Genomic DNA, 24,485 nt, shown 5'->3' on the forward strand with positions numbered 1-24,485 from the left:
CGCACCTATATCAGCGTGGCGCCTGTGTTCCCGCGTTCAGTTCTCATCAATCAAGCAAAAATGTTCATTGGCACTATCTGCCCGTCAGGCCGGGCTTGTTACATGGGCGCGACCCTGCCCGCCACCCACCGACCGGCTTCGCCGGGAAGTTCAATGCAGATCACCGAAACAATCTACCGTCGCCCTCGCCAGCCGACCAATCAGCTCCCATAGCCGAGAAACATCAGCCCAGGCAGGGGGGTCATCGCAAGTTTGCTGGATGGCTGTCACCGATCTCACACTGCTTGCGAAGGTGAATGTCGGTCGCGAGCCGGGTCGTAGAGATGGGACTGGGTACAGGACAGATTCGGGGTGAGGGCGCGGCCGACGAGAATGACGGCGGCTTGGCGCAGACCCGCGGATTCGACCTGGTCGACGATATCGGTGAGGGTGCCGCGCAGGACCAGTTGGTCCGGTTGGCTGGCTCGGTAGACCACGGCGGTCGGGCAGTCGGCGCCGTAAGCCGGGATCAGCTCGGCTGCCAGTGGGCGGATTCGGGTGATGGCCAGATGCAGCACCAGCGTGGCCTGTGTCCGGGCGAAGTTCGCGAGGGCCTCGGACTCGGGCATGGCGGTAGAACGAGCCTGGGTGCGGGTGAGGACCACCGATTGGACGACTTCGGGGACGGTCAACTCGGTGCCGAGCAGCGCCGCCGCGGCGGCGTAGGCGGGGACGCCGGGGGTGATGTCCCACGGCACGTCCGCGGCGTCGAGACGGCGGGTTTGTTCGGTGAGGGCCGAATATATGGAGGGGTCGCCCGAGCAGAGGCGCGCGACATCCTTACCGGCGCGGTGCGCGCGCACCAGGTGCTCGGTGATCTGGTCGATGTCCAGGTATTGGGTGTCGACCAGTTCGGTATCGGGGGCACAGTGCGCGAGCACCTCGGGGTCGAGGTAGGTACCCGCGTAGAGGCAGACCGGGGCGCTGCGCAGCAGCTCGACCGCGCGGACGGTCAGCAGGTCCGCGGCGCCCGGCCCGGCCCCGATGAAGTGCACGGTCATGCGGGTGAGTCTAGGGCTAGGCCGTCGCGTCGAAGTGGGCGATCACCTTGGACGGGTGCACCCGGACCACCAGTTCGCCCGGGACGCCATTGCGCTTGCCGAATTCCTCGGCCCGGTCCGCGCCCATATAGCGGCCGCCGATCTCGGTGGCGGTGCGCAGGAGTTCGTCGGGATCCTCGGACAGGGTCACGGTGCCCTGGATCTGAATCGAGGAGTACGGCGCTTCCTCGAGGTCGACCACCACCGCAATGCGCGGATCGCGAGCGAAGGCCCTCCCCTTGGCCGTGGCCTTGCCGGTATTGAACACCAGCTCGTCCCCCTCCAGAACAAACCACACCGGGCTGACCACCGGTCGACCGTCGGCGGCCACGAATGCCACCTTTCCGGTTCGCTTGGCGTGGGTCAGAAAGTCGCGCACTTTGGGATCCGAAAGTGATGCCATCCCCCAACCCTAAAACCCTCCGCGGAATCCAAGCACCTCCCACACCCGGCTGGACAGATGATCACGTGGAAACTATGGCGGCATCGCCCGAGAAGCCCCCGCCACCAGTTCCACTTGATCTTGATCGCTCAGAAGGTGCCTTGTTCACGGGCGCGGGCGACGGCCGAGGTGCGGGAGCGAACGCCAAGCTTGGCGTAGATGTGCACGAGGTGGGATTTGACGGTGGTTTCGCTGAGGAAGAGTGCCTTGGCGATCTCCCGGTTCGAACTGCCGTCGGCCACCAGGCGCAGCACCTCGATTTCGCGCGGACTCAGGGTGGTATCGGCGCGGCGCACGCGGATCATCAGCTTGGATGCCACCGCAGGCGACAGCACGCTCTCCCCCGCGGCCGCCGAGCGCACCGCCACGAGCAGTTCCATCGGTGGGGTGTCCTTGAGGATGTAGCCGCAGGCTCCGGCCTCTATAGCGCTGAGAATGTCAGCGTCGGTGTCGTAGTTGGTGACCACCAGGACATTGGGCGGCTGAGCGAGCGCACGCAATTCGGCCGTCGCGTCGACGCCGGAGCGGCCCGGGCCGAAGCTGAGATCCATCAGCACCAGGTCGACCGGGGTGGTGGTACAGAAGGCGACGGCGGCCTCAGCGGTCGGTGCGTCTCCGACGACTGTGATGTCGTCATTGCTTTCCAGTAGTGCGCGCAGGCCCGCGCGCACGATGGCGTGATCGTCGACCAGGAGTAGGCGAATCATTGACCGCCCTCCTGATTCGTTGCCTTCGGTATGCCCTGGGCGGATTCGGCTGGCCGCGAACTGGCATGTGCTGCGGCCGCCCCGGGATCGTTCGGCTTCGTCGAGCTCTGCGCCACCGCAGGCAGGTCGGGGTCGTCCGGCGCAGACGCGGAATCCGCCGCACGCTGCGCCAACGCGGGCAGGTCGGGAGCGTTCGGCATGGGCTCGGAATCCGCCGCGTTCGTTTCCGTCGCGGACAGGCCCGAATCGGCCGCGGGCAGGTTCGAATCAGCCGCAGACAAGCCGGATTCCGCTGCGCGCAGGCCGGAATCGACTGCGCCGGAACCGGGCTCCAGCGGAAACATGACGGTGACCGCGGTGTGGCCAGGCTCGGACTCGACCGCCATTGTGCCGCCCTGCTGTTCGACGCGACCGCGCATGGCGGCCAGACCGAAGGTGCCCGTTGGCGGGCGGTCAAGCACCGACGGATCGATGCCCATGCCGTCGTCGACCACGTCGAGGTACACATCGGTATCGGAGTACGTCAGGGTCAACCGCATCCGGCTCGCGTCCGCATGGCGCACCACGTTCGAGATCGCCCCCTGCGCGATCCGAACCAGTGCCGCCTCGACGGGCATCGGCAGGCGCTCCGGCGTGCCCTCGACGACCATCTGGGTGAGCAGTCCCGGAGCCTCGGCGCGTTGACAGATGCGCTCGAGCGCCTGCGCGAGGCTCTGCCCCTCCAGGGCGGCCGGTGTCAATTCCGCTATCAGCCTGCGGGTTTCGGCCAGATTCTCCGCCGCCGTCTCGCGAGCCAGCTTAATCTGTTGCAGCGCAGGGTGATTCGGCGCTGACTGTTCCGCGGCGTGCAGCAGCAGCTGAATGCTGCTCAACCCCTGCGCGACGGTGTCGTGGATCTCCTGCGCCAACCGTTCACGCTCGGCCAGTTTGCCCGCGGTGCGCTCCTGTTCCGCGAGAGTCGCTCGGGTACTGAGCAATTCGTCGATCAGGCGCTGACGTTCGGCGGATTCGCGGAACATCGCCTCGTAGCCCAGCCCGATCCCCACCGCGACGGCCGCGCCGATAATCGGACCGATCGCACCCGCCACCGACCAGCCGCGATGCATCCCGAAACCGATCACCGCAACCGCCGTGGCCGCACCGACCGCGAGCAGACTCCACGGCCGTGGCAGCAGGTGCAGGTAGAGGAAGAAAACACCGAATGCGAGGTATCCGGCATCGGGTGCGAGCACCACGAGGCCGAGCCACAGCACCGTAAGCGCCGCCAACCAGATGCGGACGCCCGCCGGGCGGCGACCGACCAACGCACCGGCGAAGTACACGACCAGGAATGCCGCGGTCAGTGTGACGACGCCGAGCGGATGTCCGGCGCCCGGCAGCAGTGCGCGCACCGCGACCACCACGGCCAGCGTCGTCACCAGCACATGCAGCCCCAACCGCAGCGCGGTGAAGACAGGCGTGAACGGCGACGAATGCACTTAGCCAGCTTATGTGCGGCTATCCGGGCGGCATCCATCGAAAGGCGTAAAACACCGACCAACCTTCGATCGGGATGCATTCCTCCGCGTGCGCGATGGCATGGGAGCCGGCGCACGGCAGGGTGATGGCATGTTCGTCGCACTCCGGGATCTGCGGGCCGCACGCGGCCGTTTTCTGCTCATCACGCTGGTCGTCACCCTGGTGGCGCTGCTGGTGAGTTTCCTCAGCGGTCTCACCGCCGGACTCGCGCACCAGAACATCTCGGCCATCGAAGCGATCCACGCCGATGCCCTTGTCTTCGCCGATAACGGCGCGGCCCCTTCCTTCGACGCCTCCGCACTGACCGAGCAGCAGGTCGAGACCTGGCAGGCGGCTGCGGGCTCCGTGGATCCGATCGGCATCAGCCGGACGGAGGGCGCGGTGTCGGGTCCGGGTGCGACCAAACCCGCCCAGGTCGCGCTGTTCGGCACTACCGGAACCGCATTTGGCAACCGCGTCGCAACCGATTCCGGCACCGTCGTGCTCAGCACCGGCGCGGCCAAGGCCCTCGATGCCATCGTCGCTGACACCGTCACACTCGGCACGGGTACCTTCCGGGTGGCCGCCGTCCAGGGCGACGACTGGTACAGCCACACCCCAGTCGTCTGGATGACGCCCACCGACTGGCAATCGGTGAGTCCACGCGGCGGCACCGCCACGGTGCTCGCGGTATCCGGCATCCCGAATACCGCCTCCGTCAACGCATCTGCGCATACGACCTCGACCAGCGTCTCCGGATCGCTGTCGGCATTGAGTTCCTACAAGGCCGAAAACGGTTCGCTGACGCTGATGACCGTGCTGCTGTTCGCCATCTCGGCCTTGGTGATCGGCGCGTTCTTCACTGTGTGGACGGTGCAGCGCATGCCCGATATCGCGACCTTGAAGGCGCTCGGTGCGACATCCGGCGCACTGGTCCGCGACGCCCTTGCCCAAGCGACAATTGTGCTGACCGCGGGCGTCGCGGTCGGACTCGGAATCACCGTAGCCGCAGCAACATTCATGGGTGACGCGCCGCCCTTCGTGCTCAGCCTCTCGACAACCCTGTTCCCCGCAGCGGCCCTGATCGTCCTCGGTCTGCTCGGCGCGGCCTTCGCCCTGCGCTTCCTGTTCACCACCGACCCGCTGACCGCGCTCGGTTCGGCCCGCTGATTATTCGGAGCTCCGCATGACCATCGCGACCATGATGAAAACCGCTCTCACCGTACGCGAAACAACCCTCACCTACCCGGACGGCGCGGGTCGCCTCACCGCACTGAACCAGGTGAACCTGCACGTTACCGGCGGCACCATCGCCGCAATCACCGGCCCCTCCGGCTCCGGAAAATCCAGCCTGCTCGCCGTAGTCTCCACCCTGATCCGCCCCGACTCCGGTCGGATAACGCTCGAAACTTCCAACGGCACAGTCGATCTCACCACCCTCACACGCCGCGAAGCCGCCGCCGTGCGCCGCTCGTCCATCGGCATCGTCTTCCAGCAGCCGAACCTGATCCCCGCCTTGACCGCCGTCGAACAACTAGAAGCCATGTCCCACCTCGGCCAGCGCCTGTTCACCTCCCCCACCCGACGCCGCGAAACCCGGACCAAGGCAATGGAATTACTCGACGCCGTCGGCCTCGCCGACCAACACGCCAAACGCCCCGCCCAACTCTCCGGCGGCCAACGCCAACGCGTCAACATAGCCCGCGCCCTGATGAACGATCCGGCCCTCCTGGTCATCGACGAACCAACCAGCGCCCTCGACACCGAACGCGGCACCGCCATAATCGAACTGATCGTCACCATGGCCCGCACCCACGAGGCCGCCACCCTCCTGGTAACCCACGACCACACCCACCTCCATCAAATGAACGCCGTCTACCGCATGATCGACGGCACCCTCACCCCGATCCTCTGAACTCGACATATGGCTCGAGCAAGCCGCGTTCGCCGCCGCCGACGATCTCTTGCCGAAATAGCTGTAATCCTGATCATCCCGCAGTCGTTGACGACATCTCACCGAGTAACTCTTACCAACTGTCTTGATCAGCGTCGGCGTTTCTCATGAAGGACCCGGTAAACCGAGCAGAACGTTCCGCTGGTCCCGCACCCGAACCTGAATCGCATCGACGACCGCCGCCACCTCCGGCCTGCGCAATGTCTCGGTGCGAGTGACGAGCCAATAGGTGAGCCGAACGGAGACTTCCTTCCGAAGCACTCGGATCAGGTCGTCGTGACGATCGGCCATAAAGCAGGGCAGTAAGCCGAGGCCCGCCGCCGCCCGGGTCGCTTCGACGTGCACGAAAACATTGGTGGAAGTTACCGATTCACGCATCGCAGGCGCGAAACTGGAGGCCAGGTCCAAGTCATCCACCTGCAGCATGGAATCGATGAAGTAGACCAACGAATGACGCGCGAGATCCCCTATCGCCGTCGGTGTTCCGTGTTCACGGAGATAGTCGCGCGAACCGTAGAGCCCGAGACAATAATCGGCCAATCGAATTGCCCTGGCGCGGTGCACTTGCGGCTCACCCACCACCACTTCGATATCCAGACCCGAACGCTGCTGGGACGCGCGACGGGTCGCCGCCACGATCTCGACGGCGATCTTCGGATGCCGCCGCTGCACCTCGGCGGCGGCCGGTGCGGCCATATAGGCACTGAATCCGTCGGTCGCCGAAATCCGAACCACCCCCTCCAGTACCCGCATGCCATCGGCACCGGTAGCCAGCGACTTGACCGCGGATTCCACCGCCTCCGCCGCCGCCAACGCCTCCCGCCCGAGATCGGTCAGCTCCCAACCACCGGTCACCCGAGTGAGCACCCGCCCGCCCAGCGTCTGCTCCAGTGCGGCAATGCGGCGCGAGATGGTGGTGTGGTTGATCCCGAGCTCCTCGGCGGCCGAAACGAAGCGCCCGGAGCGCCCGACGGCGAGCAGAACCAGCAGATCATCCGCGCTGGGGCGGTTGGGGCCCGAGGCAGGCGGACTCATTTCTGCATTCTTGCAGACACGCACTGCACAACTGGTCATTGCGGCCGAAGATATGTGCACGAATACTCGTTCTGACCACGAAATGTGGGGGCCGTCACATCTTGTTGCCAGATATGGCCCCGGTCATGAAGGAGATGTTCGATGAGCGTGCGCGATGCAATGCGGCCGACGGGAAACGATCCCGGCGGGATACCGGCCGGACTGAGGCGGGTGGTGGCCGCGTCCATGGCCGGCACCGTGGTCGAGTGGTACGAGTTCTTCCTCTACGGCACGGCCGCGACGCTCGTCTTCAGCAAGGTGTTCTTCGCCAAGGGCACCAGCGATCTCGACGCGATCCTCGCCGCCTTCATCACCTACGCCGTCGGCTTCGCCGCACGTCCGTTGGGCGGCGTCGTCTTCGGACATTTCGGTGACAAATACGGCCGCAAGAAGCTACTGCAGTTCAGTCTGGTGCTGGTCGGTGCCGCGACCTTCCTCATGGGCTGTCTGCCGACCTTCGCCCAAATCGGTTATTGGGCACCGACATTGCTGGTGGTCCTGCGATTCATCCAGGGTTTCGCGGTCGGCGGCGAATGGGGTGGCGCGGTACTGCTCGTGGCCGAACACAGTCCGAACTCCAGGCGCGGATTCTGGGCGAGCTGGCCACAGGCCGGGGTGCCGGTGGGAAATATGTTGGCGACGGTCGCTTTGCTGGCATTGACCTCGACGCTGTCCGACGCCGCCTTCCTGAGCTGGGGTTGGCGCGTGGCATTCTGGTTGTCTGCGGTGGTCGTGCTGGTCGGGTACTACATCCGCACCAAGGTCACCGACGCACCCATTTTCGTTGCGGCACAGCAGGAAATCGAACAGATCAAGTCCGATTCGCTCAGTGTCGTCGAGGTGCTGCGGCGCTACCCGCGCGGCGTATTCACCGCCATGGGGCTGCGATTCGGCGAGAATATCCTCTACTACCTGGTGGTCACCTTCACCATCACCTATCTCAAGGTGCAGGTGCATGTCGACACCAAGGTCATCCTCTGGTGGCTGCTGGCCGCACATGCCGTGCACTTCTTCATGATTCCGTTGGCGGGCAATCTCTCCGATCGTTTCGGCAGACGGCCGGTGTATCTGGTCGGCGCGCTCACTGCGGGCACCTGGGGCTTCTTCGCTTTCCCGATGATGGACAGCGGCCACAACGCGATCATTATGTCCGCGATCATTATCGGCCTGGTATTCCATGCCTTCATGTATGCGGGCCAGCCCGCGATCATGGCCGAGATGTTCCCCACCCGGATGCGGTATTCCGGTGTCTCCCTCGGTTATCAGGTCACCTCGATCGTGGCCGGATCGCTCGCCCCGATCATCGCCGTGCGCTTGCTCAATACCTACAAGTCCGCGGTCCCGATCGCCCTGTATTTGGCTGCGGCCGCGGCGATTACCGCGATCGCCGTCCTGTTCGCCCGCGAAACGAAGGGCATAACCCTGGAGAGCATCGACACCGCCGACGCGGAAACCCTTGCCGCACAGAGCCCGGCAGCGCGAGCCGAAACCCTACGAGTGGAGCTCACATGAGCGAGCGCAGCGAGCGAACAAAAGGGACAGCCGAGCGCAGCGAGCGAACGACAGGCACAGCCGAGCGCTCGGTCATGACGGAACCGAGCGCCGGCGAGGTGCAGTCATGAGTGACCTGAACGGACGTTCCGCCCTGATCACCGGCGGCGCCAGCGGTATCGGCGCTGCCTGCGCCAGAGAGCTCGCGGCACGCGGCGCCACCGTCACCATCGCCGATATCGACGACGTGGGCGCGAAGGCACTTGCGAGCGAGGTAAATGGAAAGGCTTGGGCCGTCGACCTTCTCGACATCCACGCATTGGAACAACTCACCTTGGATGTGGACATCCTGGTGAACAACGCCGGTGTACAGAGCATCAACCCGATCGAAGACTTCCCGCCGGAGCGATTCCGGAACCTGATGGCCCTCATGGTCGAAGCGCCGTTCCTGCTCATCCGCGCGGCACTGCCGCAGATGTATCGGCGGGGCTTCGGCCGGATCATCAATCTGTCCTCGGTGCACGGATTGCGCGCGTCCGAATACAAGGTCGCGTATGTGACGGCCAAGCACGCACTCGAGGGCCTGTCCAAGGTGACCGCGCTCGAGGGCGGTCGCCACGGTGTCACGAGCAATTGCGTCAGTCCCGGCTATGTCCGAACGCCGCTGGTGGACAAGCAGATTGCCGATCAGGCCAAGGCGCACGGCATCGACGAGCAGGAGGTGCTGGAGCGGGTGCTGCTCACCGAGAGCGCGATCAAGCGCCTCGTGGAGCCGGAAGAGGTTGCGTCACTGGTGGGTTGGCTCGCCTCGCCGAATGCGGGCATGGTCACCGGCGCGTCCTACACCATGGACGGCGGCTGGACCGCGCGGTGATGCTGTATCTTTGGCCGCGCCTTCGGCGCGGCGTGTTCGCGGCCCCCGGGTGTCTCGCGTCCGAGCCGTCGAGACTCGCGCCTGCGGCGCATGCGCTTCGACGACTCGGACGCGAGACGGGCCGCGAACGGGTCACTCGTAAGACTCGCTCCGTTGCGGTCACCGATGGCGGATCGCTCGGCCACCGATGCACACGCGCCGGATGGTCAAGTCCCGCGACTGCTGCACACGCGCTTCGACGACTCGGACGCGAGACGGGCCGCGAACGGTCGCTCGTAAGACTCGCTCCGTTGGGGCTGGCAGAGGCTTGAGAAGCGGCGGGCGATCAACCCAGCGCAGCCTGAGTCATTGCGGACAGCGCCATTCGACGCAGTATCGGCCGGGCCCGGGTGGCGGTGGCATCGGTCGCGCTGTGCGGCGTGGAGTTCATCAGGCCGAAGCCCGCGTGGGCCTGCACCCGTGCGGTCTCCTCCGGCAGTTCCGGATGCAACTCCCGCAGCACCGCCACCCAGATCTCGACGTACTGACGCTGGGTGCGCCGCAGTTCGCGCCTGGGCCCGACCGGCACGTTCTCGAGGTCGCGGTCCTGGATCCGGATGAGTTCGGGCTCGCCGAGCGCGAAGTCCAGATGGAAATCGACCAGCCCGTCCAGCGCCTCCCGCGCCGACCCGGTCCGCGCCACCACCGCTTTCCCACCGGCGAGCAGCCGCTGACTGACCCCGATGAGCAGTTCGACCAGCAGTGCCTCCTTATTCGGGAAGTGCCGGTAGACCGCCGGGCCGCTGATCCCGACGGCCGCGCCGAGGTCGTCCAGGCGCATGCCGAGGAACCCACGATCGGCGATGAGCCGGGCACCCGCATCCAGCAGCTGCGCCCTACGCTGCAGCTTCAGTTGTTCCCTGCGGGTGGGCGCGACGGGGTCGGTGCTGGTCACACGCGCTCCTTTCAGCACACCTGGACATCTCGGTTAATCAACATTAACCTGAATTCCAGTTATCGGCGACTAACTGGATGGCAGGACGGCGTGATGACGGTGACCGAACAGGTCGAGGTCGACAACCGCGCGGCACACGGGGCGCTACTGGAGGATCTGCGCGCCCGACTGGCCGCCGCGGCGCTCGGCGGGCCCGCGAAGGCGCGTGAGCGGCACGTGGCCCGCGGCAAGCTGCTGCCCCGGCAGCGGGTGGATCAGCTGCTCGATCCGGGCAGCCCGTTCCTCGAGCTCTCGCCGCTGGCCGCGACGGGCATGTACGACGATGAATGTCCCGGCGCCGGGATCATCACCGGCATCGGCCGGATCTCCGGGCGGGAATGCGTGATCGTGGCCAACGACGCCACAGTCAAGGGCGGCACCTACTACCCGATGACGGTGAAGAAGCATCTGCGCGCCCAAGAGGTCGCATTGCAGAACCAGTTGCCCTGCGTGTATCTCGTCGACTCCGGCGGTGCGTTCCTGCCGCGCCAGGACGAGGTCTTCCCGGATCGGGAGCATTTCGGGCGCATCTTCTTCAACCAGGCGACCATGAGTGCCAAGGGAATTCCGCAGATCGCCGCGGTACTCGGTTCGTGCACCGCCGGCGGTGCGTACGTACCAGCGATGAGTGACGAGGCGGTGATCGTGCGCAATCAGGGCACGATCTTCCTCGGTGGACCGCCGCTGGTGAAGGCCGCGACCGGTGAGGTGGTCACCGCCGAGGAGTTGGGCGGCGGCGAATTGCATTCGCGCACTTCGGGAGTCACCGATCACCTGGCCGAGGACGACCAAGACGCGCTGCGCATCGTGCGCCGCATCGTGGCCACGCTCGGCCCGCGCCCGGCCAGCCCATGGGAGGTAACGCCGACCGTCGCGGCCGCGAAGCCGGAGTCCGAACTGTACGACGTGGTTCCGGTCGATCTGCGCACGCCGTATGACGTCCGCGAGGTCATCCACCGGCTGGTCGACGGCGAAAACGGATTCCACGAATTCAAGGCCGAATACGGTAAGACGCTCGTCACCGGATTCGCCCGCATCCACGGCCATCCGGTCGGCATCATCGCCAATAACGGCGTGCTGTTCAGCGAATCCGCCATGAAGGGCGCGCATTTCATCGAACTGTGCGATAAGCGCAAGATTCCGCTGCTGTTCCTGCAGAACATCACCGGTTTCATGGTCGGGCGCGATTACGAGGCGGGTGGTATCGCCAAGCACGGCGCGAAGATGGTCACCGCGGTGGCGTGTGCGCGGGTGCCGAAGCTCACGGTGGTGATCGGCGGATCGTATGGCGCGGGCAACTATTCGATGTGCGGGCGCGCGTATTCGCCGCGCTTCCTGTGGATGTGGCCCAATGCGCGAATTTCGGTAATGGGTGGCGAGCAGGCCGCCTCGGTGCTGTCGACGGTGCGTGGGGATCAACTCGACAGCAGCGGACAGCCGTGGTCGGCCACGGACGAGGAGGCATTCAAGGCGCCGATTCGGGAACAGTACGAACATCAGGGCAATCCGTACTACTCGACCGCGCGGCTCTGGGACGACGGCGTCATCGACCCCGCCGACACCAGAACCGTACTCGGACTTGCCCTTTCGGTGTGTGCGCAAGCACCGCTCGAACCCGTTTCCTACGGCGTCTTCCGGATGTGAGCGCGATGATGAACAAATCCCATCCCATCGATTTCGACACCGTGCTCGTCGCCAATCGCGGCGAAATCGCGGTCCGGGTCATCCGCACGTTGCGCGCCATGGGAATTCGCTCGGTCGCGGTTTACAGCGATGCGGATGCGCAGGCCAGGCATGTGCGTGCGGCCGATACCGCGGTGCGCCTGGGTCCGGCTCCGGCCCGGGAAAGTTATCTCGATATCGAGAAGGTCGTTGCCGCGGCGGTGCGCACGGGCGCCAAGGCCGTACATCCGGGCTACGGATTCCTTTCCGAGAATGCGGCTTTCGCATCAGCGCTGGCCGAGGCGGGCATTGTCTTCCTCGGGCCGCCCGCAAAGGCAATCCAAATCATGGGCGACAAGATCGCGGCGAAGAACACTGTCGCCGGCTTCGATGTGCCCGTCGTCCCGGGTATTGCCCGTCCGGGCCTCACCGATGCCGAATTGATCGACGCCGCAACCGATATCGGCTATCCGGTACTGGTGAAGCCCTCCGCCGGTGGCGGCGGTAAGGGTATGCGACTGGTCGAGGAACCGTCGGCATTGCCCGCTGCGCTGGCCAGCGCCCGGCGTGAGGCGGCCGCGGCATTCGGTGACGACACCCTGTTCCTGGAGCGATTCGTCACCCGGCCACGCCATATCGAGGTGCAGATCCTGGCCGACCAATTCGGCCACGTGATCCACCTCGGTGAACGCGAATGCAGCCTGCAGCGGCGGCATCAGAAGGTCATCGAAGAGGCACCGTCCCCGCTGCTGGACGCCGCGACCAGGGCGCGCATCGGCGCGGCCGCATGCAATACCGCACGCAGCGTCGACTATGTGGGTGCGGGCACGGTCGAATTCATCGTCTCCGCCGATCGGCCGGACGAATTCTTCTTCATGGAGATGAATACTCGGCTGCAGGTGGAACATCCGGTCACCGAGCTGGTCACCGGGATCGACCTGGTGGAGTGCCAGGTGCGCGTCGCGGCCGGGCAGAAGCTGGCGGTCGAGCAGGATGAGCTGCGGCTCGTCGGACATGCGATCGAGGCCCGCGTCTACGCCGAGGATCCCGGGCGCGGCTTCCTGCCCACCGGCGGCACGGTACTCGACCTGTCCGAGCCCGAAGGCACTGGCGTGCGGGTGGATTCGGGACTGCGCATCGGCACTGTCGTCGGCAGCGATTACGACCCGATGCTGTCGAAGGTCATCGTGCACGCCGCCGATCGCCCGACCGCACTCGCGAAACTCGATCGGGCACTGAGCGATACCGTCCTGCTCGGCGTCACCAGCAATATCGAGTTCCTGCGCTTTCTGCTGGCCGACCAGGATGTGGCCGCGGGGAAGCTCGATACCGGCCTGCTGGATCGCCGCGTCGGCGACTTCCGACCCGCCGCGGTCGGGGATGACGAATTCATCGCTGCCGCTGCCTATCACTGGGTGCGACGCTGGCCGGTCGGGCCGAGCGATCCGTGGGATATCCCGTCCGGGTGGCGCATCGGCACACCCGCGCCGACCACCATCAGGCTCGCCGGCGGTGACCGCACCGAGCACGTTTACCTGACCGGCGCTCCCGATGCCGCGGAGGTGCATCTCAACAGCAGCGAATCAGTCTCGCTCACTGCTGATTTCACCGGCGGAAGGCTGGTCCTGACATTGGACGGTCTGCGCCGGGAGTTCCGCGTCGTGGAACACGACGGTCAGCTCTGGGTGGCTGGACCGTCCGGTGTCGCGGTGCTGCGCGAGGTGGCCGAGATGAATGTCCGCGGCGGCGCCGAACACGTCGGTGACGCCGAAATCCGCAGTCCCATGCCGGGTTCGGTGATCGCGGTACCGGTTGCCGACGGTGCCATCGTTGCGGTGGGGGCCCCGGTCGTCGTGGTCGAGGCCATGAAGATGGAGCACACGCTCACCGCACCGGTCGCGGGCACCGTCGAAGTCCTGGTCGAGCCGGGTGCCCAGGTCCGCCTCGACCAGCCGCTGGTGCGCATCGCCGCGGCTGCCACCGAACCCGAAACCGCCGAGCGAGAAGGAACTTCCGCATGAGTGATTTTCTGTCCACCGGCACACTGCCCGAGGACTATCGCGACCTGGCACTGACCGTGCGCGATTTTGCCAAGTCGGTGGTCGCCCCGGTAGCCGCCGAACACGATGCGAACCATACGTTTCCGTACGAGGTCGTCGCGGGCATGGCCGATATGGGTCTGTTCGGCCTGCCGTTCCCGGAGGAGTACGGCGGTATGGGCGGAGACTACTTCGCGCTGTGCCTGGCGCTGGAGGAGCTCGGCAAGGTCGATCAAAGTGTGGCGATCACCCTGGAGGCCGGTGTCTCGCTGGGCGCCATGCCCATCTACCGCTTCGGCAACGATAAGCAGAAGCAGGAATGGCTGCCGCAGTTGACAAGTGGCCGCAATCTCGCCGCCTTCGGCCTCACCGAACCCGGTGCGGGCAGCGATGCGGGCGGCACCAGGACCACCGCGGTCGCCGACAGCGGCGAATGGGTCATCAATGGCAGCAAGCAGTTCATCACCAACTCCGGCACCGATATCACCAAACTGGTGACGGTGACCGCGGTGACGGGACAGTCGGGCGGTAAGAAGGAGATCTCGACCATCCTCGTACCCACCGACACCCCCGGCTTCGTGGCCGAACCCGCCTACAACAAGGTCGGCTGGAATGCCTCGGATACGCATCCGCTGAGCTTCACCGACGTCCGGGTGCCGGAGGAGAATCTGCTCGGCGAGCGCGGTCGCGGCTACGCCAACTTCCTGCGCATTCTCGACGAGGGCCGCATCGCCATCGCGGCGCTGTCGGTGGGAGCGGCTCAGGGCTGTGTCGACGAGAGCGTGCGCTACGCCAAGGAGCGCGAGGCCTTCGGCCAGGCCATCGGCCGTAACCAGGCCATCGCCTTCAAGATCGCCCGCATGGAGGCGCGCGCCCACACCGCGCGTACCGCGTACTACGACGCCGCCGCACTCATGCTGGCGGGTAAACCTTTCAAGAAGGAAGCCTCCATCGCGAAGCTGGTGGCCAGCGAGGCGGCCATGGACAACTCCCGCGACGCCACTCAGATCTTCGGCGGCTACGGCTTCATGAACGAATACGCTGTGGCCAGGCACTATCGCGACAGCAAGATCCTGGAGATCGGCGAGGGCACAACTGAGGTGCAGTTGATGCTGATCGGACGGGAACTGGGCCTGTGACCGAGCGAAGCGAGGGAACCATCAGCACAGCACCAACGGTCGCAGCGGAGCCGAGCGCCAGCGAGGCGGAGCTGTGACCGAGACAGACGCTCCACGCCGCGTGGTGCAGCGCGGCCTGTGGTTCGAGGAGTTCGAGACCGATGTGGTGTACGAGCACCGGCCGGGCCGGACCATCACCGAGGCCGATAACGTCCTGTTCACCACGCTGACCATGAACACCCAGGCGCTGCACCTGGACGCCGCCTTCAGCGAACAGTTGCCGCCGTTCCACCAGCGCCTGGTGAATTCGATGTTCACCCTGTCCACGCTGATCGGCCTCTCGGTCGCGCAGCTGACCCAGGGCACGATCGTCGCCAACCTGGGCTTCTCCGAGGTCGCCTTCCCGAAGCCGCTGTTCCACGGCGACACCATGTATGCCGAGACGGTGGTCACCGATAAGCGCGAATCCAGGAGCCGTCCGGGCGAGGGCATCCTCACCTTCGCGCACACCGCGCGCAACCAGCATGGCGATATCGTGGCGACGGCGGTACGAAAGACATTGGTACGCAAGGAGCCCGCATGAGTTGGCAATTGCCCGGACCGGCCTGGTTGTTCTGCCCCGCCGACCGCCCCGAACGCTTCGAAAAGGCCGCCGCGGCAGCCGATGTGGTGATCATCGATCTCGAGGACGGGGTCGCGGCCGGCGATAAAGCGGCCGCGCGCAAGGCGCTCGTCGAGACCCCGCTGGATCCCGAGACCACCGTGGTGCGGATCAATGCCGTCGGCACCGACGAGCACGAGCCCGATCTCGCGGCATTGGCGCGGACCGAATATCGGCGGATCATGCTGCCGAAGGCCGAATCCGCCGAACAGCTCGGCTCCCTCACCGACTATGAGGTGATCGCGCTGATCGAATCGCCGCTCGGCGCCATGGCGGTCGGGCGAGCGGTATTGGCGCGCAACGCGATCGGGGTCATGTGGGGTGCGGAAGATCTGGTCGCCGGGCTCGGCGGCAATTCCAGTCGGCATGCCGATGGCAGCTATCGCGATGTGGCACGCCATGTTCGGTCGACCACCCTGCTGGCGGCCAAGGCGTACGGCAAGTTCGCGCTCGACTCGGTGTATCTGAACATCCGCGACCTCGACGGGCTGCGCGCCGAAGCAGTGGACGCGGTCGCGAGCGGCTTCGACGCCAAGGTGGCGATCCATCCGAGCCAGGTGCCGGTCATCCGGGCCGCCTACGCGCCGTCTAATGACGAAATCGATTGGGCTCGAAGGGTACTCGACGAAGTACCGAACCATAGGGGAGTCTTCGCATTCGAAGGCCGCATGGTCGATGCCCCGGTGCTGCGGCATGCCGAGCAGATCGTGCGGCGCGCGAACCACACCTGATTCCCGAAGACTCAGCCAGGAGGTAATGCGGTGCAACCACAATGGGTGCCGACCGAATCAGATATCGCGGAGGCGCGCATCACCGACTTCGCCGGATTCGTGGCTGCGCGCACCGGACAGTCCGCGCCGGATTACCGGTCGCTGTGGCAGTGGTCGGTCGACGATCTGCCCGGCTTCTGGGGTGCGCTGTGGGATTACTTCGAACTCGGCCCGATCGCGGGCGAGGTGCTGGCAAGCGCTGAAATGCCGGGCGCGCAGTGGTTTCCAGGTACCCGGCTGAACTATGTCGATCAGGTCGTACGGCAGTTCCGCACCGATCGACCCGCCATCATCGCAGTCGCCGAGGACACTCCGGTGCGCGAGGTGTCCTGGAGCGAATTGATCGACAGCACCGCGGCATTCGCGCGCACACTGCGCTCGCTCGGCGTGCAGCCGGGTGATCGGGTGGCCGGGTACCTGCCGAATATTCCGGAGTCGGTGATCGCCTTTCTGGCCACCGCGAGCATCGGTGCGGTGTGGAGCGCCTGCGGTCAGGACTATTCGCCCAAAGCGGCGCTGGACCGGCTGGGCCAGCTCGAACCCACCGTGCTGATCACCGCAGACGGCTACCGGTTCGGCGGTAAGACGCATGACAAGCGCGACGATATCGCGGCATTGCGGGCCGGACTCGACACCGTGCAGACGACGGTCGCGGTATCCCAGCTCGGGCTGCCGGTACCGGACGCACTGGCCTGGACCGAGGCGGCCGCCAATACCGAGGCCGTTGTCATCGAAACCGAGACGGTCGATTTCGACCATCCGCTGTGGATCGTCTTCTCCTCCGGCACCACCGGACTGCCCAAGGGCATCGTGCACGGGCACGGTGGCGTCGTGCTGGAACATCTCAAAGCCGTTGCACTGCAGGCAGATATCGGCCCGGAGGACACCTTCTTCTGGTATACCAGCCCGAGTTGGATGATGTGGAACTTCCAGGTCGCCGGACTGCTGGTCGGTGCGACTATTGTCTGCTACGACGGCAGTCCCACCTATCCGACCCCGGATACGCTGTGGCACATCGCTTCTCAGGTCGGCGCGACCGTGCTCGGCACCAGTCCGGGCTACGTGCTCGCCTGCATCAAGGCGGGGGCGGTACCGCGCACCGACCACGACCTCACCGCACTGCGACAGGTCGGCATCACCGGTTCGTCATTGCCGCCCGCATCGGCGGTGTGGTTGGGCGAGAATGTCGGTGACCACGTCCAAGTCGCCTCGATCAGCGGCGGAACGGATGTGGTCTCTGCCTTTATCGGCGGTGCGCGGACCGTACCGACCTGGCCGGGTGAGCTTTCCGCGCCCTATCTGGGTGTCGCACTGGAGGCCTTCGACGCAGACGGTAAGCCGGTTCGCGACGAGGTCGGCGAACTCGTCATCACCAAGCCGATGCCGTCCATGCCGGTGCGCTTTTGGAACGATCCGGACGGAATCCGTTTCCACGACGCGTATTTCGACATGTTCCCCGGCATCTGGCGGCACGGCGACTGGATCACCATCACCGAACGCAACAGCATCGTGGTGCACGGCCGCTCCGACTCCACCCTCAATCGGCACGGCATCCGCATGGGTAGCGCCGACATCTACCAATCCGTCGAGCGCCTCCCCGAAATCACCGAGGCCCTCGTCATCGGCGCCGAACAATCCGACGGCGGCTACTGGATGCCCCTCTTCGTCACCCTCACCCCCGGAACCGACCTCACCGACGACCTGAAAACCCGCATCAACACCACCATCCGCACCGAGGTCTCCCCCCGCCACGTCCCCGACGAAATCATCGTCGCCCCCGGGATTCCGCACACCCGCACCGGCAAGAAGCTCGAGGTACCGATCAAGAAGCTCTTCCAGGGCGCCGACCCCACCCGCGTCGTCGAACGCAGTGCCGTGGACAATCCCGAACTCCTCGACTGGTACGCCAACGTCCGCCCAGCCCAGAACTGAACCAGCAGGCACGCCACCTGTCGGCTCGTCTTCCGCGCCAACCTCGTGATGGCACTCACCGTCGAATGGCTCGAGCGAGTGGAAGACACGTCCTAGGTGGCTGGTGTTTTTCGTGCGGTGACGGCCCGGCTCGAGCAGAATGATCGGGTGACGTTGGGGCAGTCGCCGAGGCAGGCGGATTTGTTGCGGTCGACCGCGAACTTCTGCGAGGGTCGTGTGGCGGAGGGCTCGATTTACGGTGTACTGCACCGTGATTGCTTCCAGTTGTTCCCGGATGAGATGTTCGCCGACCTGTTCACCGATGTCGGGCGGCGTTCGGTGCCGCCGATGATCGTGGCGGTGGTGATGGTGCTGCAACGCATCGAGGGGCTCTCGGATCGGGAAGCGGTGGAACGGTTCGCGTTCGATGCCCGCTGGAAATACGCCGCCGGTGGCTTGGATTTCGACTATCCGGGATTCGTGCACACGGTGCTGGTTGACATGCGGGCCCGGCTGGCCCGCTCGCAGCGGCCCAACCGCATCTTCGACGCCGTGCTGGAGGTGGCGCGCCAGGCTGGTTTGGTGGGTCGTAAACGGGTGCTGGACTCGACCCCGCTCTATGACGCGGTCGCCACGATGGACACCATCACCTTGATCCGGTCGGCGATCCGTGGCCTGCTCGCGGCCGTCGGCGCCGAACTGGCTGCGGCATTGCGGGCGGCGATCACCAGCGACGACGACTACACAGGCACTGCGAAACCCATGATCGACTGGGACGACGAGACCGCTCGTGAGCAGTTGATCGATTCCCGTGCCCGTGACGGGTCGGCGATGCTGACGCTGCTGGACGGGCTCGATCTCGACGAGCGTGTCGGCAAGGCCGCACAACTGCTGGCGACCGTGCTCGGCCAGGACATCACCACCGATGACGACGGGAACTTCCGGATCGTGCGCGGCACGGCAGCCGACCGGGTGATCTCGACCGTTGATCCCGAGACCCGCCACGGGCACAAGACCAGCGCCCGCGGATTCGACGGCTACAAAGGCCATATCGCCGTCGACCCCGATAGCGAGATCATCACCGCCACCACTGTCACCCCCGGCAACAGCAGCGACGCCGACGCCGCCACCGGCCTGCTCGCCGACATACTGCCCTCCGAAGCCGAAGCCGAAGCCGAAGCCGAAGCCGAAGCCGAAGCCGAAGCCGAAGCCGAAGAGGGTGGGGTGGTGGTTTTCGGTGATGCCGCATACGGGGCGGGAGGGTTGCTGAAACGGTTGGACGACAACGGGATTGGCAACCAGATCAAGGTGCAGCCGTCGCCGTCGGTGAAAGGGCATTTCTCCAAGGACCGGTTCAGCATCGACCTGGACCACCGCACGGTGACCTGCCCGGCTGGAGTCACCGCGACGATCGCGGCCCGCACCGGCCGCCACACCGGCGCCGCCTACTTCGGTGCCGCCTGCACCGGGTGCCCGCTGCGCGCGCAGTGCACAACGGCGGCCGGCGGGCGCACGATTACCGTCGGAGCCCACGAAAAATACCTGGCCACCGCCCGCGCCCGGCAGCTGAACCCGGCCTGGAAGGCCGCCTACCGCGCGACCCGCCCCAAGGTGGAACGCAAAATCGGGCACCTGATGCGCCGCCGCCACGGCGGACGCCGCCCTCGTCTGCGTGGACAAGCCAAGATCAGTGCCGACTTCGGGCTGCTCGCCGCCGCGCACAACCTCGCCCGCCTCGCCGTCCTCGGGATCGGCTACAGCACCAGCGGATGGACCACAGCCGCCGCCTGACATTCCGGGCGCACCACAGACAAAGCCCAAATCACCACGGACACAGCCTGATACGACAATCCTGGCACAGTCACCGCCAGCCGCCGTCAACCAACCACGACATACCAGCCCGGCGGCATCACCGCGCCGACAGGCGCGTTCGACACCAGCCACCTAGTGGCCGAAAAGGATGACCCGCATGAGGTGCGCGACTCGCTGCTGCGAGCACAGCGGGTTTTCCGGTCCGAGCCACTGACCGAGGTCGACCACCAGTGCCAGGGCGGCGTGCACCAGCACCCGCGCCTCGGCCGCGGAGAGCTCCGGCCGGACTCCGATGAGCAGCTTGGCCCACTCTTCTACGTTGAGCCGCTGGATATTTCGCAGTACGGTGCGATCCTCCGGCGGCACATTGCTGATCTCCGCGTAGTACACGAAGGTCAGCTCGCGCTCGGCGAACGAGCCCTGCACGTACAGCTCGATCAGGGTGCCGAGTGCCTGTTCCGGGGTATCCGATGCGGCGATGGCGGGTCCGATGGCCGCCGAAACCCGGTCCGCCGCACGGCGAAAAGCGGCCGCGAGCAGGTCGCCCTTGCCGCGGTAGAAGCGGTACACCGCTGACGAGGCGGGCAGGCCCGCGGCATTGGCGATATCCTCCACGCTCACATTGGGATACCCGTGCTCATGAAAAAGCTCAATGGCCCGCGCCAACAACAGCTCGTGTTTGAAGGTGAGCGGAACCTCCTTCGCGCCAGGGGATTCGGTGTCAGCGCCAGGCGCGGGCAGATCACATGCGGTCACCGTATGACAGGCCGACCGCAGCAGTGCCGCCAGCGCGCGCACCGGCACCGCGACATGATGGTCGGAGATGCTGCCGATCACGCTCATCGCAGCGGCCGAGAGCACCGTCCGATCCCCGTCGGGCAGCTCGGGTCGAGTCTCGGCCAGCAATTCGCGGGCCACCGCATCAGTGGTGATCAGGTGATCGATGAGGATCTGGCGATCGGGATCATCCAGATACCGGTTCTGCCAACGCAGCAGTGCGGCGCTGCGCCGATTCGCGATGGAGGCCGCGATGAGGGCATCGAGGATGTGGTCGAGGCGTTCGGCGGCGGGCCGGTCACGCAGTTGTTCGGGCAGGCGCACGGCCTCGGTGCTCAGCCCGGCCAACCGCAGCGCTTCCTCGCGGAACAGGGCGTATTTGCTCGGATAGTGCCGATACAGTGCGGTAGAGCTGATATCGAGGCGCGAGGCAATGTCCTCCATGCTCACGCCGTGGTAACCGAATGCGCCGAAGGCCTCCGCGGAGGCGGCGGCGATCTGCGCCCGTCGGTTGCGCGGGCGGCGGCGCACCTCACGCGATCGCGCGGTGCGGCCTGCGGTCGCGTCCTCCGGTGCGCGACGATCCTCGGCATCCATCCCGCGATGTTAGCCCAACCGGACGCTTGCTCGATGTCTCTTCCCAGGGCTGAAATCGTATTGAATGGACGATCACAAAAGCGCGGTATTACATGGAGTGCCTATGCTCAACCTGCATAGAATTGTCACTAACATACTCAGAACGGCGACGGGCGGCGTATCGAAGCGGAAGGGCGCGGACTAGGAGCGGGCCGGGCGGCCGAACAGGACCAGCTGCATGAGCAATCGAACTCGAGCCGGGGAGGCGATCGGTTCGACACCGAAGTTGCGCCCCAGATCCACCACCAACGCGAAGGCCGCGTGGATCAGGAAGCGGGCCTCGGCGGGTGAAAGCTCCGGTCGCACATCACGCAGCAGCCGCGCCCACTCTTCGACGCTGAGCCGCTGGATATTTCGCAGCACGGTGCGCTCGTCGCTCGGAACATGCTGGAACTCTGTGTAATACACGAAGGTCAGCGCGCGTTCGGAGAACGAACCCTCGACGTACTGTTCGATCAGTGTGGTGAGTGCCGCTTCCGAGTCAGCCGCCGCTGCCACCGCGGGGCCGATCGCACCGGAAACCCGGTCGGCGGCCCGTCTGAACGCGGCCGCGAGCAGATCGCTCTTGCCCCGATAGAACCGGTACACCGCCGAGGCAGCGGAAAGCCCTGCGGCAGTGGCGATTTCCTCGACGCTGACATTCGGATAGCCACGATCGTGGAAGAGTTCGACGGCCTTGCGCAGCAACAGCTCATGTTTGAACGAATCCGGAATCTCGACTGCCACCGGCAGTTCGGCATCCGCTTCCAGCGCGGGCAGCTCGGCGGGCACAATTGACCAGCAGGCCGAACTCAACAGCCGGGCAAGGGATTTCGCGGGCAGACTGGCATGGTGATCGGCGATACTGGTGATCGCGCTCAGCAAGGCGGCGCGCAGCACTCGCAGCTCGTCCTCCGCGAGTTCCGGTCGCAATGCGGCCAATTGCACACCGATCGCGCCGACGACGGCGAGCTGTTGGTCGGTCAGGACCGTCAGATCCTCCGGTTCGAGATAGCGACCCTCCCAGCGCACCAGGGTGACGGTCGGCCGATTCTCGATTGTGACGCCGATGAGGGCGTCGAGCACCTGGCGCAGCCGCCGCTCCGGCGTCCAGGGTTTACCCACCCCGCCGACTCCGTCGGCTGCCATCCCCCGGTCCGCCGCGGCCTCCGGCAGCTCGACCGATTCCGTCATGGCCCGGCCCACCCGCAGCAATTCCTCGCGGAACAGCGCGTACTTGCTCGGATAGTGCCGATACAGTGCCGCCGAACTGATCCCGAGCCCGGACGCGATGTCCTCCATGCTCACGCCGTGATAGCCCAGCGCACCGAACGCGGCCGCCGAGGCCGCCGCGATCTGGGCCCGCCGATTCTTCGGCCTGCGCCGAATCTCCCGCGGTGCCGAGTCGCCGCTGACCGCCTTGCGCGCCGTACGGCGATTGTCGACACTCATGCGGCCATGGTATCGACCCTCGGACCGCCCCAACTGTCTAGGTCGGTCTGATTTGCCCAGGTGGGAGCATCCGGCTCCATTTCGGGGTCAGCGCCTGCGTTCAGGCGGACTCGTCGGGCGCGTTTGTATCGAAGGTGGCCAACCCCAACGACTTCCACCCATCGAGAAGGCGTTTGTCGCCGGATGCGACGACTAGATCGGTGTCCTCCAATTGTTCGGCGCTAGCACAGTGGACGGCGTCGTACCCGCGCAGCGCGAGGCGGACGGCGAGTTCGGCCGCCCGCCGGGCCAATGCCTCATCCACCTCGATGATCTCGAGCTGTGGCCAAAGCTGGTCGAGCAGCCGTCGGCACGCTGCATACGCGTTAGCGTTGAGGCGCTCCATACGATGTGCCTGCGCGAGTGCCGCCGCTGTCTCGATATAGAGCAGTCTGCTCGATACCACGGCGTCAGCGTCATCCCAGAATCGGCGACATGCTTCGCTGCTAGGCTCGCTGACCAGCAACGGTACAAAGGCCGATGTATCGAGGTAGCCGATCACCGGCGCTGTTCTTCGATGAGCTCGGTGACCATGCCCTCCGCACGAATCGGCTCGGGCGCGGGCTGCTTTTTCTTACGGGCGGGCTGCACACGCCCTTCGGCGCGCAGTTGTTCCAGCCGCGTCGGTCGCCCGACGGGCACGATGCGGGCGACCGGTCGCCCATGGTCTGTGACGGTCACCGTGTGCCCGGACCGCACATCAGCCAGATGGCGACTGAGGTTATCGCGCAGTTCCCGAATGCCGACGTCCACGCAGCTCTCCCTCATATGGCTATTATTTTCCATATAATTGTAGCCACTTTCAGCGGTTTTGCTGTGCAGCACCCCCAGACATACCTGGGCTACGACCGTGGCGGCGTGGCGAGCGGTGAGTTCACCTTGTTGATCAGCCAGCGACCGTCCACCTTCTCCAGCCGCATAACCATGGACAACTGACCCGGCGCCGGCTTGCCCTGGGTGCCCATGCTGGTGATGGTTTGGCCGATTACCACGATTGCTTCGGCTGAGTTGGTGTCGCCGGACTTGATCGCGCACTGCACGTCGTTGGCCTTCGAGACCACCTCGCCCTGGGTGAGGACGTCGCGCAGTTCCTTGCTGGTGCTGTCGAATTGCTTCTTCCAGTCTCCGGTGGCGCCGTCGAGGACTGCGGCGAAGTATTTGTCGAGGTTCTTGGCGTCGTAGTCGGCGAGTACGGGTGCGTATTGGCAGGCGGCGAGGCGGGCATCCTCGTGGGCGGTGACTATGGCCTTGTTGTCCTTGTTCTGGAGGTAGTAGAACACCGTGGAGGCGACTGCGGCGGCGAGCAGTAGTGCGGCGGCGGCGCGGAAGGCGATCGCGGTGCGGCTGTTGGGCGTGCGGAGGAATGCAAACCGTTCGGCTGCAGGCACTTTCGAACCCACATCTGGCGTGGCGTCAACATTCGACGCAACATCCGTGTCGATATCCTTACCGAGCGAGACGGTAGCCTCCGGCACATCGGCCTGCGCATTGTCGATCTCGTTGTCGGCTGTGTCGATGGTTCGCTCGCTCATAGCTTC

21 protein-coding genes and 1 pseudogene are annotated in these 24,485 nt (G+C 65.7%); 11 read left to right on the forward strand and 11 right to left on the reverse strand.

Annotated features, from left to right (window positions below; translation table 11 throughout):
* Nucleotides 1-275: 275 nt before the first annotated feature.
* From cobM to OIE68_RS27185, 4 genes and pseudogenes are all read right to left on the reverse strand, one after another.
* On the reverse strand, nt 276-1,040 hold the full coding sequence (gene cobM, locus OIE68_RS27170) for a precorrin-4 C(11)-methyltransferase (RefSeq protein WP_327093910.1): 765 nt from the start codon (nt 1,038-1,040) through the stop codon (nt 276-278).
* A 16-nt stretch (nt 1,041-1,056) separates the two neighbouring features.
* Nucleotides 1,057-1,482 carry a PPOX class F420-dependent oxidoreductase gene (locus OIE68_RS27175; RefSeq protein WP_327093911.1) on the reverse strand — a complete coding sequence of 142 codons (426 nt, stop codon included), beginning with the start codon at nt 1,480-1,482 and terminating at the stop codon, nt 1,057-1,059.
* A 128-nt stretch (nt 1,483-1,610) separates the two neighbouring features.
* Nucleotides 1,611-2,228 (reverse strand): response regulator transcription factor, encoded by a 618-nt coding sequence (locus OIE68_RS27180; protein ID WP_327093912.1) that lies wholly within the window; start codon nt 2,226-2,228, stop codon nt 1,611-1,613.
* Nucleotides 2,229-2,551: 323 nt separating this feature from the next.
* Nucleotides 2,552-3,706: pseudogene (locus tag OIE68_RS27185) on the reverse strand (sensor histidine kinase); the annotation flags it as partial.
* Between the two features lie 130 nt (nt 3,707-3,836).
* On the opposite strand from OIE68_RS27185, the gene OIE68_RS27190 reads away from it, so the two are divergent.
* Nucleotides 3,837-4,895, forward strand: a complete 1,059-nt coding sequence (locus OIE68_RS27190; protein WP_327093914.1) for an ABC transporter permease — start codon at nt 3,837-3,839, stop codon at nt 4,893-4,895.
* Between the two features lie 31 nt (nt 4,896-4,926).
* Nucleotides 4,927-5,640 carry an ABC transporter ATP-binding protein gene (locus OIE68_RS27195; protein WP_327101821.1) on the forward strand — a complete coding sequence of 238 codons (714 nt, stop codon included), beginning with the start codon at nt 4,927-4,929 and terminating at the stop codon, nt 5,638-5,640.
* 144 nt (nt 5,641-5,784) lie between these two features.
* Here the strand turns inward: OIE68_RS27195 and OIE68_RS27200 are convergent, their stop codons facing one another.
* A complete protein-coding gene (locus tag OIE68_RS27200; protein WP_327093915.1) occupies nt 5,785-6,714 on the reverse strand; it encodes a LysR family transcriptional regulator in 930 nt (309 codons plus the stop codon).
* A 141-nt stretch (nt 6,715-6,855) separates the two neighbouring features.
* On the opposite strand from OIE68_RS27200, the gene OIE68_RS27205 reads away from it, so the two are divergent.
* On the forward strand, nt 6,856-8,265 hold the full coding sequence (locus OIE68_RS27205) for an MFS transporter (protein WP_327093916.1): 1,410 nt from the start codon (nt 6,856-6,858) through the stop codon (nt 8,263-8,265).
* A gap of 106 nt (nt 8,266-8,371) precedes the next feature.
* A complete protein-coding gene (locus OIE68_RS27210; protein WP_327093917.1) occupies nt 8,372-9,118 on the forward strand; it encodes a 3-hydroxybutyrate dehydrogenase in 747 nt (248 codons plus the stop codon).
* A gap of 325 nt (nt 9,119-9,443) precedes the next feature.
* Here the strand turns inward: OIE68_RS27210 and OIE68_RS27215 are convergent, their stop codons facing one another.
* Nucleotides 9,444-10,052: a TetR/AcrR family transcriptional regulator gene (locus OIE68_RS27215; protein WP_327093918.1), complete on the reverse strand. Its 609-nt coding sequence runs from the start codon at nt 10,050-10,052 to the stop codon at nt 9,444-9,446.
* Between the two features lie 93 nt (nt 10,053-10,145).
* On the opposite strand from OIE68_RS27215, the gene OIE68_RS27220 reads away from it, so the two are divergent.
* The 7 genes from OIE68_RS27220 to OIE68_RS27250 all read left to right on the forward strand — a co-directional run bounded on the left by OIE68_RS27220 (nt 10,146) and on the right by OIE68_RS27250 (nt 20,043).
* Nucleotides 10,146-11,735: a carboxyl transferase domain-containing protein gene (locus OIE68_RS27220; RefSeq protein WP_327093919.1), complete on the forward strand. Its 1,590-nt coding sequence runs from the start codon at nt 10,146-10,148 to the stop codon at nt 11,733-11,735.
* A 5-nt stretch (nt 11,736-11,740) separates the two neighbouring features.
* On the forward strand, nt 11,741-13,774 hold the full coding sequence (locus OIE68_RS27225; protein ID WP_327093920.1) for an acetyl/propionyl/methylcrotonyl-CoA carboxylase subunit alpha: 2,034 nt from the start codon (nt 11,741-11,743) through the stop codon (nt 13,772-13,774).
* Nucleotides 13,771-14,931, forward strand: a complete 1,161-nt coding sequence (locus OIE68_RS27230; RefSeq protein ID WP_327093921.1) for an acyl-CoA dehydrogenase family protein — start codon at nt 13,771-13,773, stop codon at nt 14,929-14,931. The genes OIE68_RS27225 and OIE68_RS27230 overlap by 4 nt, the downstream gene beginning before the upstream one ends.
* A gap of 73 nt (nt 14,932-15,004) precedes the next feature.
* Nucleotides 15,005-15,493 carry a MaoC family dehydratase gene (locus OIE68_RS27235; protein WP_327093922.1) on the forward strand — a complete coding sequence of 163 codons (489 nt, stop codon included), beginning with the start codon at nt 15,005-15,007 and terminating at the stop codon, nt 15,491-15,493.
* Complete coding sequence (locus OIE68_RS27240; RefSeq protein ID WP_327093923.1) at nt 15,490-16,302, forward strand: CoA ester lyase; 813 nt, start codon at nt 15,490-15,492, stop codon at nt 16,300-16,302. Before OIE68_RS27235 ends, OIE68_RS27240 begins: the two co-directional genes overlap by 4 nt.
* A 30-nt stretch (nt 16,303-16,332) precedes the next feature.
* Nucleotides 16,333-18,273 carry an acetoacetate--CoA ligase gene (locus tag OIE68_RS27245; RefSeq protein ID WP_327093924.1) on the forward strand — a complete coding sequence of 647 codons (1,941 nt, stop codon included), beginning with the start codon at nt 16,333-16,335 and terminating at the stop codon, nt 18,271-18,273.
* 147 nt (nt 18,274-18,420) lie between these two features.
* On the forward strand, nt 18,421-20,043 hold the full coding sequence (locus OIE68_RS27250; protein ID WP_327093925.1) for an IS1182 family transposase: 1,623 nt from the start codon (nt 18,421-18,423) through the stop codon (nt 20,041-20,043).
* Nucleotides 20,044-20,196: 153 nt separating this feature from the next.
* On the opposite strand, the gene OIE68_RS27255 is transcribed toward OIE68_RS27250, so the two are convergent.
* The 5 genes from OIE68_RS27255 to OIE68_RS27275 all read right to left on the reverse strand — a co-directional run bounded on the left by OIE68_RS27255 (nt 20,197) and on the right by OIE68_RS27275 (nt 24,479).
* Nucleotides 20,197-21,438, reverse strand: a complete 1,242-nt coding sequence (locus OIE68_RS27255) for a TetR/AcrR family transcriptional regulator (protein WP_327093926.1) — start codon at nt 21,436-21,438, stop codon at nt 20,197-20,199.
* Between the two features lie 180 nt (nt 21,439-21,618).
* Nucleotides 21,619-22,908, reverse strand: coding sequence for a TetR/AcrR family transcriptional regulator (locus OIE68_RS27260; protein WP_327093927.1), 1,290 nt, complete (start codon nt 22,906-22,908; stop codon nt 21,619-21,621).
* A 100-nt stretch (nt 22,909-23,008) separates the two neighbouring features.
* A complete protein-coding gene (locus OIE68_RS27265) occupies nt 23,009-23,449 on the reverse strand; it encodes a type II toxin-antitoxin system VapC family toxin (RefSeq protein WP_327093928.1) in 441 nt (146 codons plus the stop codon).
* Nucleotides 23,446-23,715 (reverse strand): type II toxin-antitoxin system prevent-host-death family antitoxin, encoded by a 270-nt coding sequence (locus OIE68_RS27270; protein WP_327093929.1) that lies wholly within the window; start codon nt 23,713-23,715, stop codon nt 23,446-23,448. The genes OIE68_RS27265 and OIE68_RS27270 overlap by 4 nt, the downstream gene beginning before the upstream one ends.
* A gap of 74 nt (nt 23,716-23,789) precedes the next feature.
* A complete protein-coding gene (locus tag OIE68_RS27275; protein ID WP_327093930.1) occupies nt 23,790-24,479 on the reverse strand; it encodes a hypothetical protein in 690 nt (229 codons plus the stop codon).
* Nucleotides 24,480-24,485: the final 6 nt, after the last annotated feature.

It is taken from the genome of Nocardia vinacea, assembly GCF_035920345.1.
Lineage (GTDB): Bacteria > Actinomycetota > Actinomycetes > Mycobacteriales > Mycobacteriaceae > Nocardia > Nocardia vinacea_A.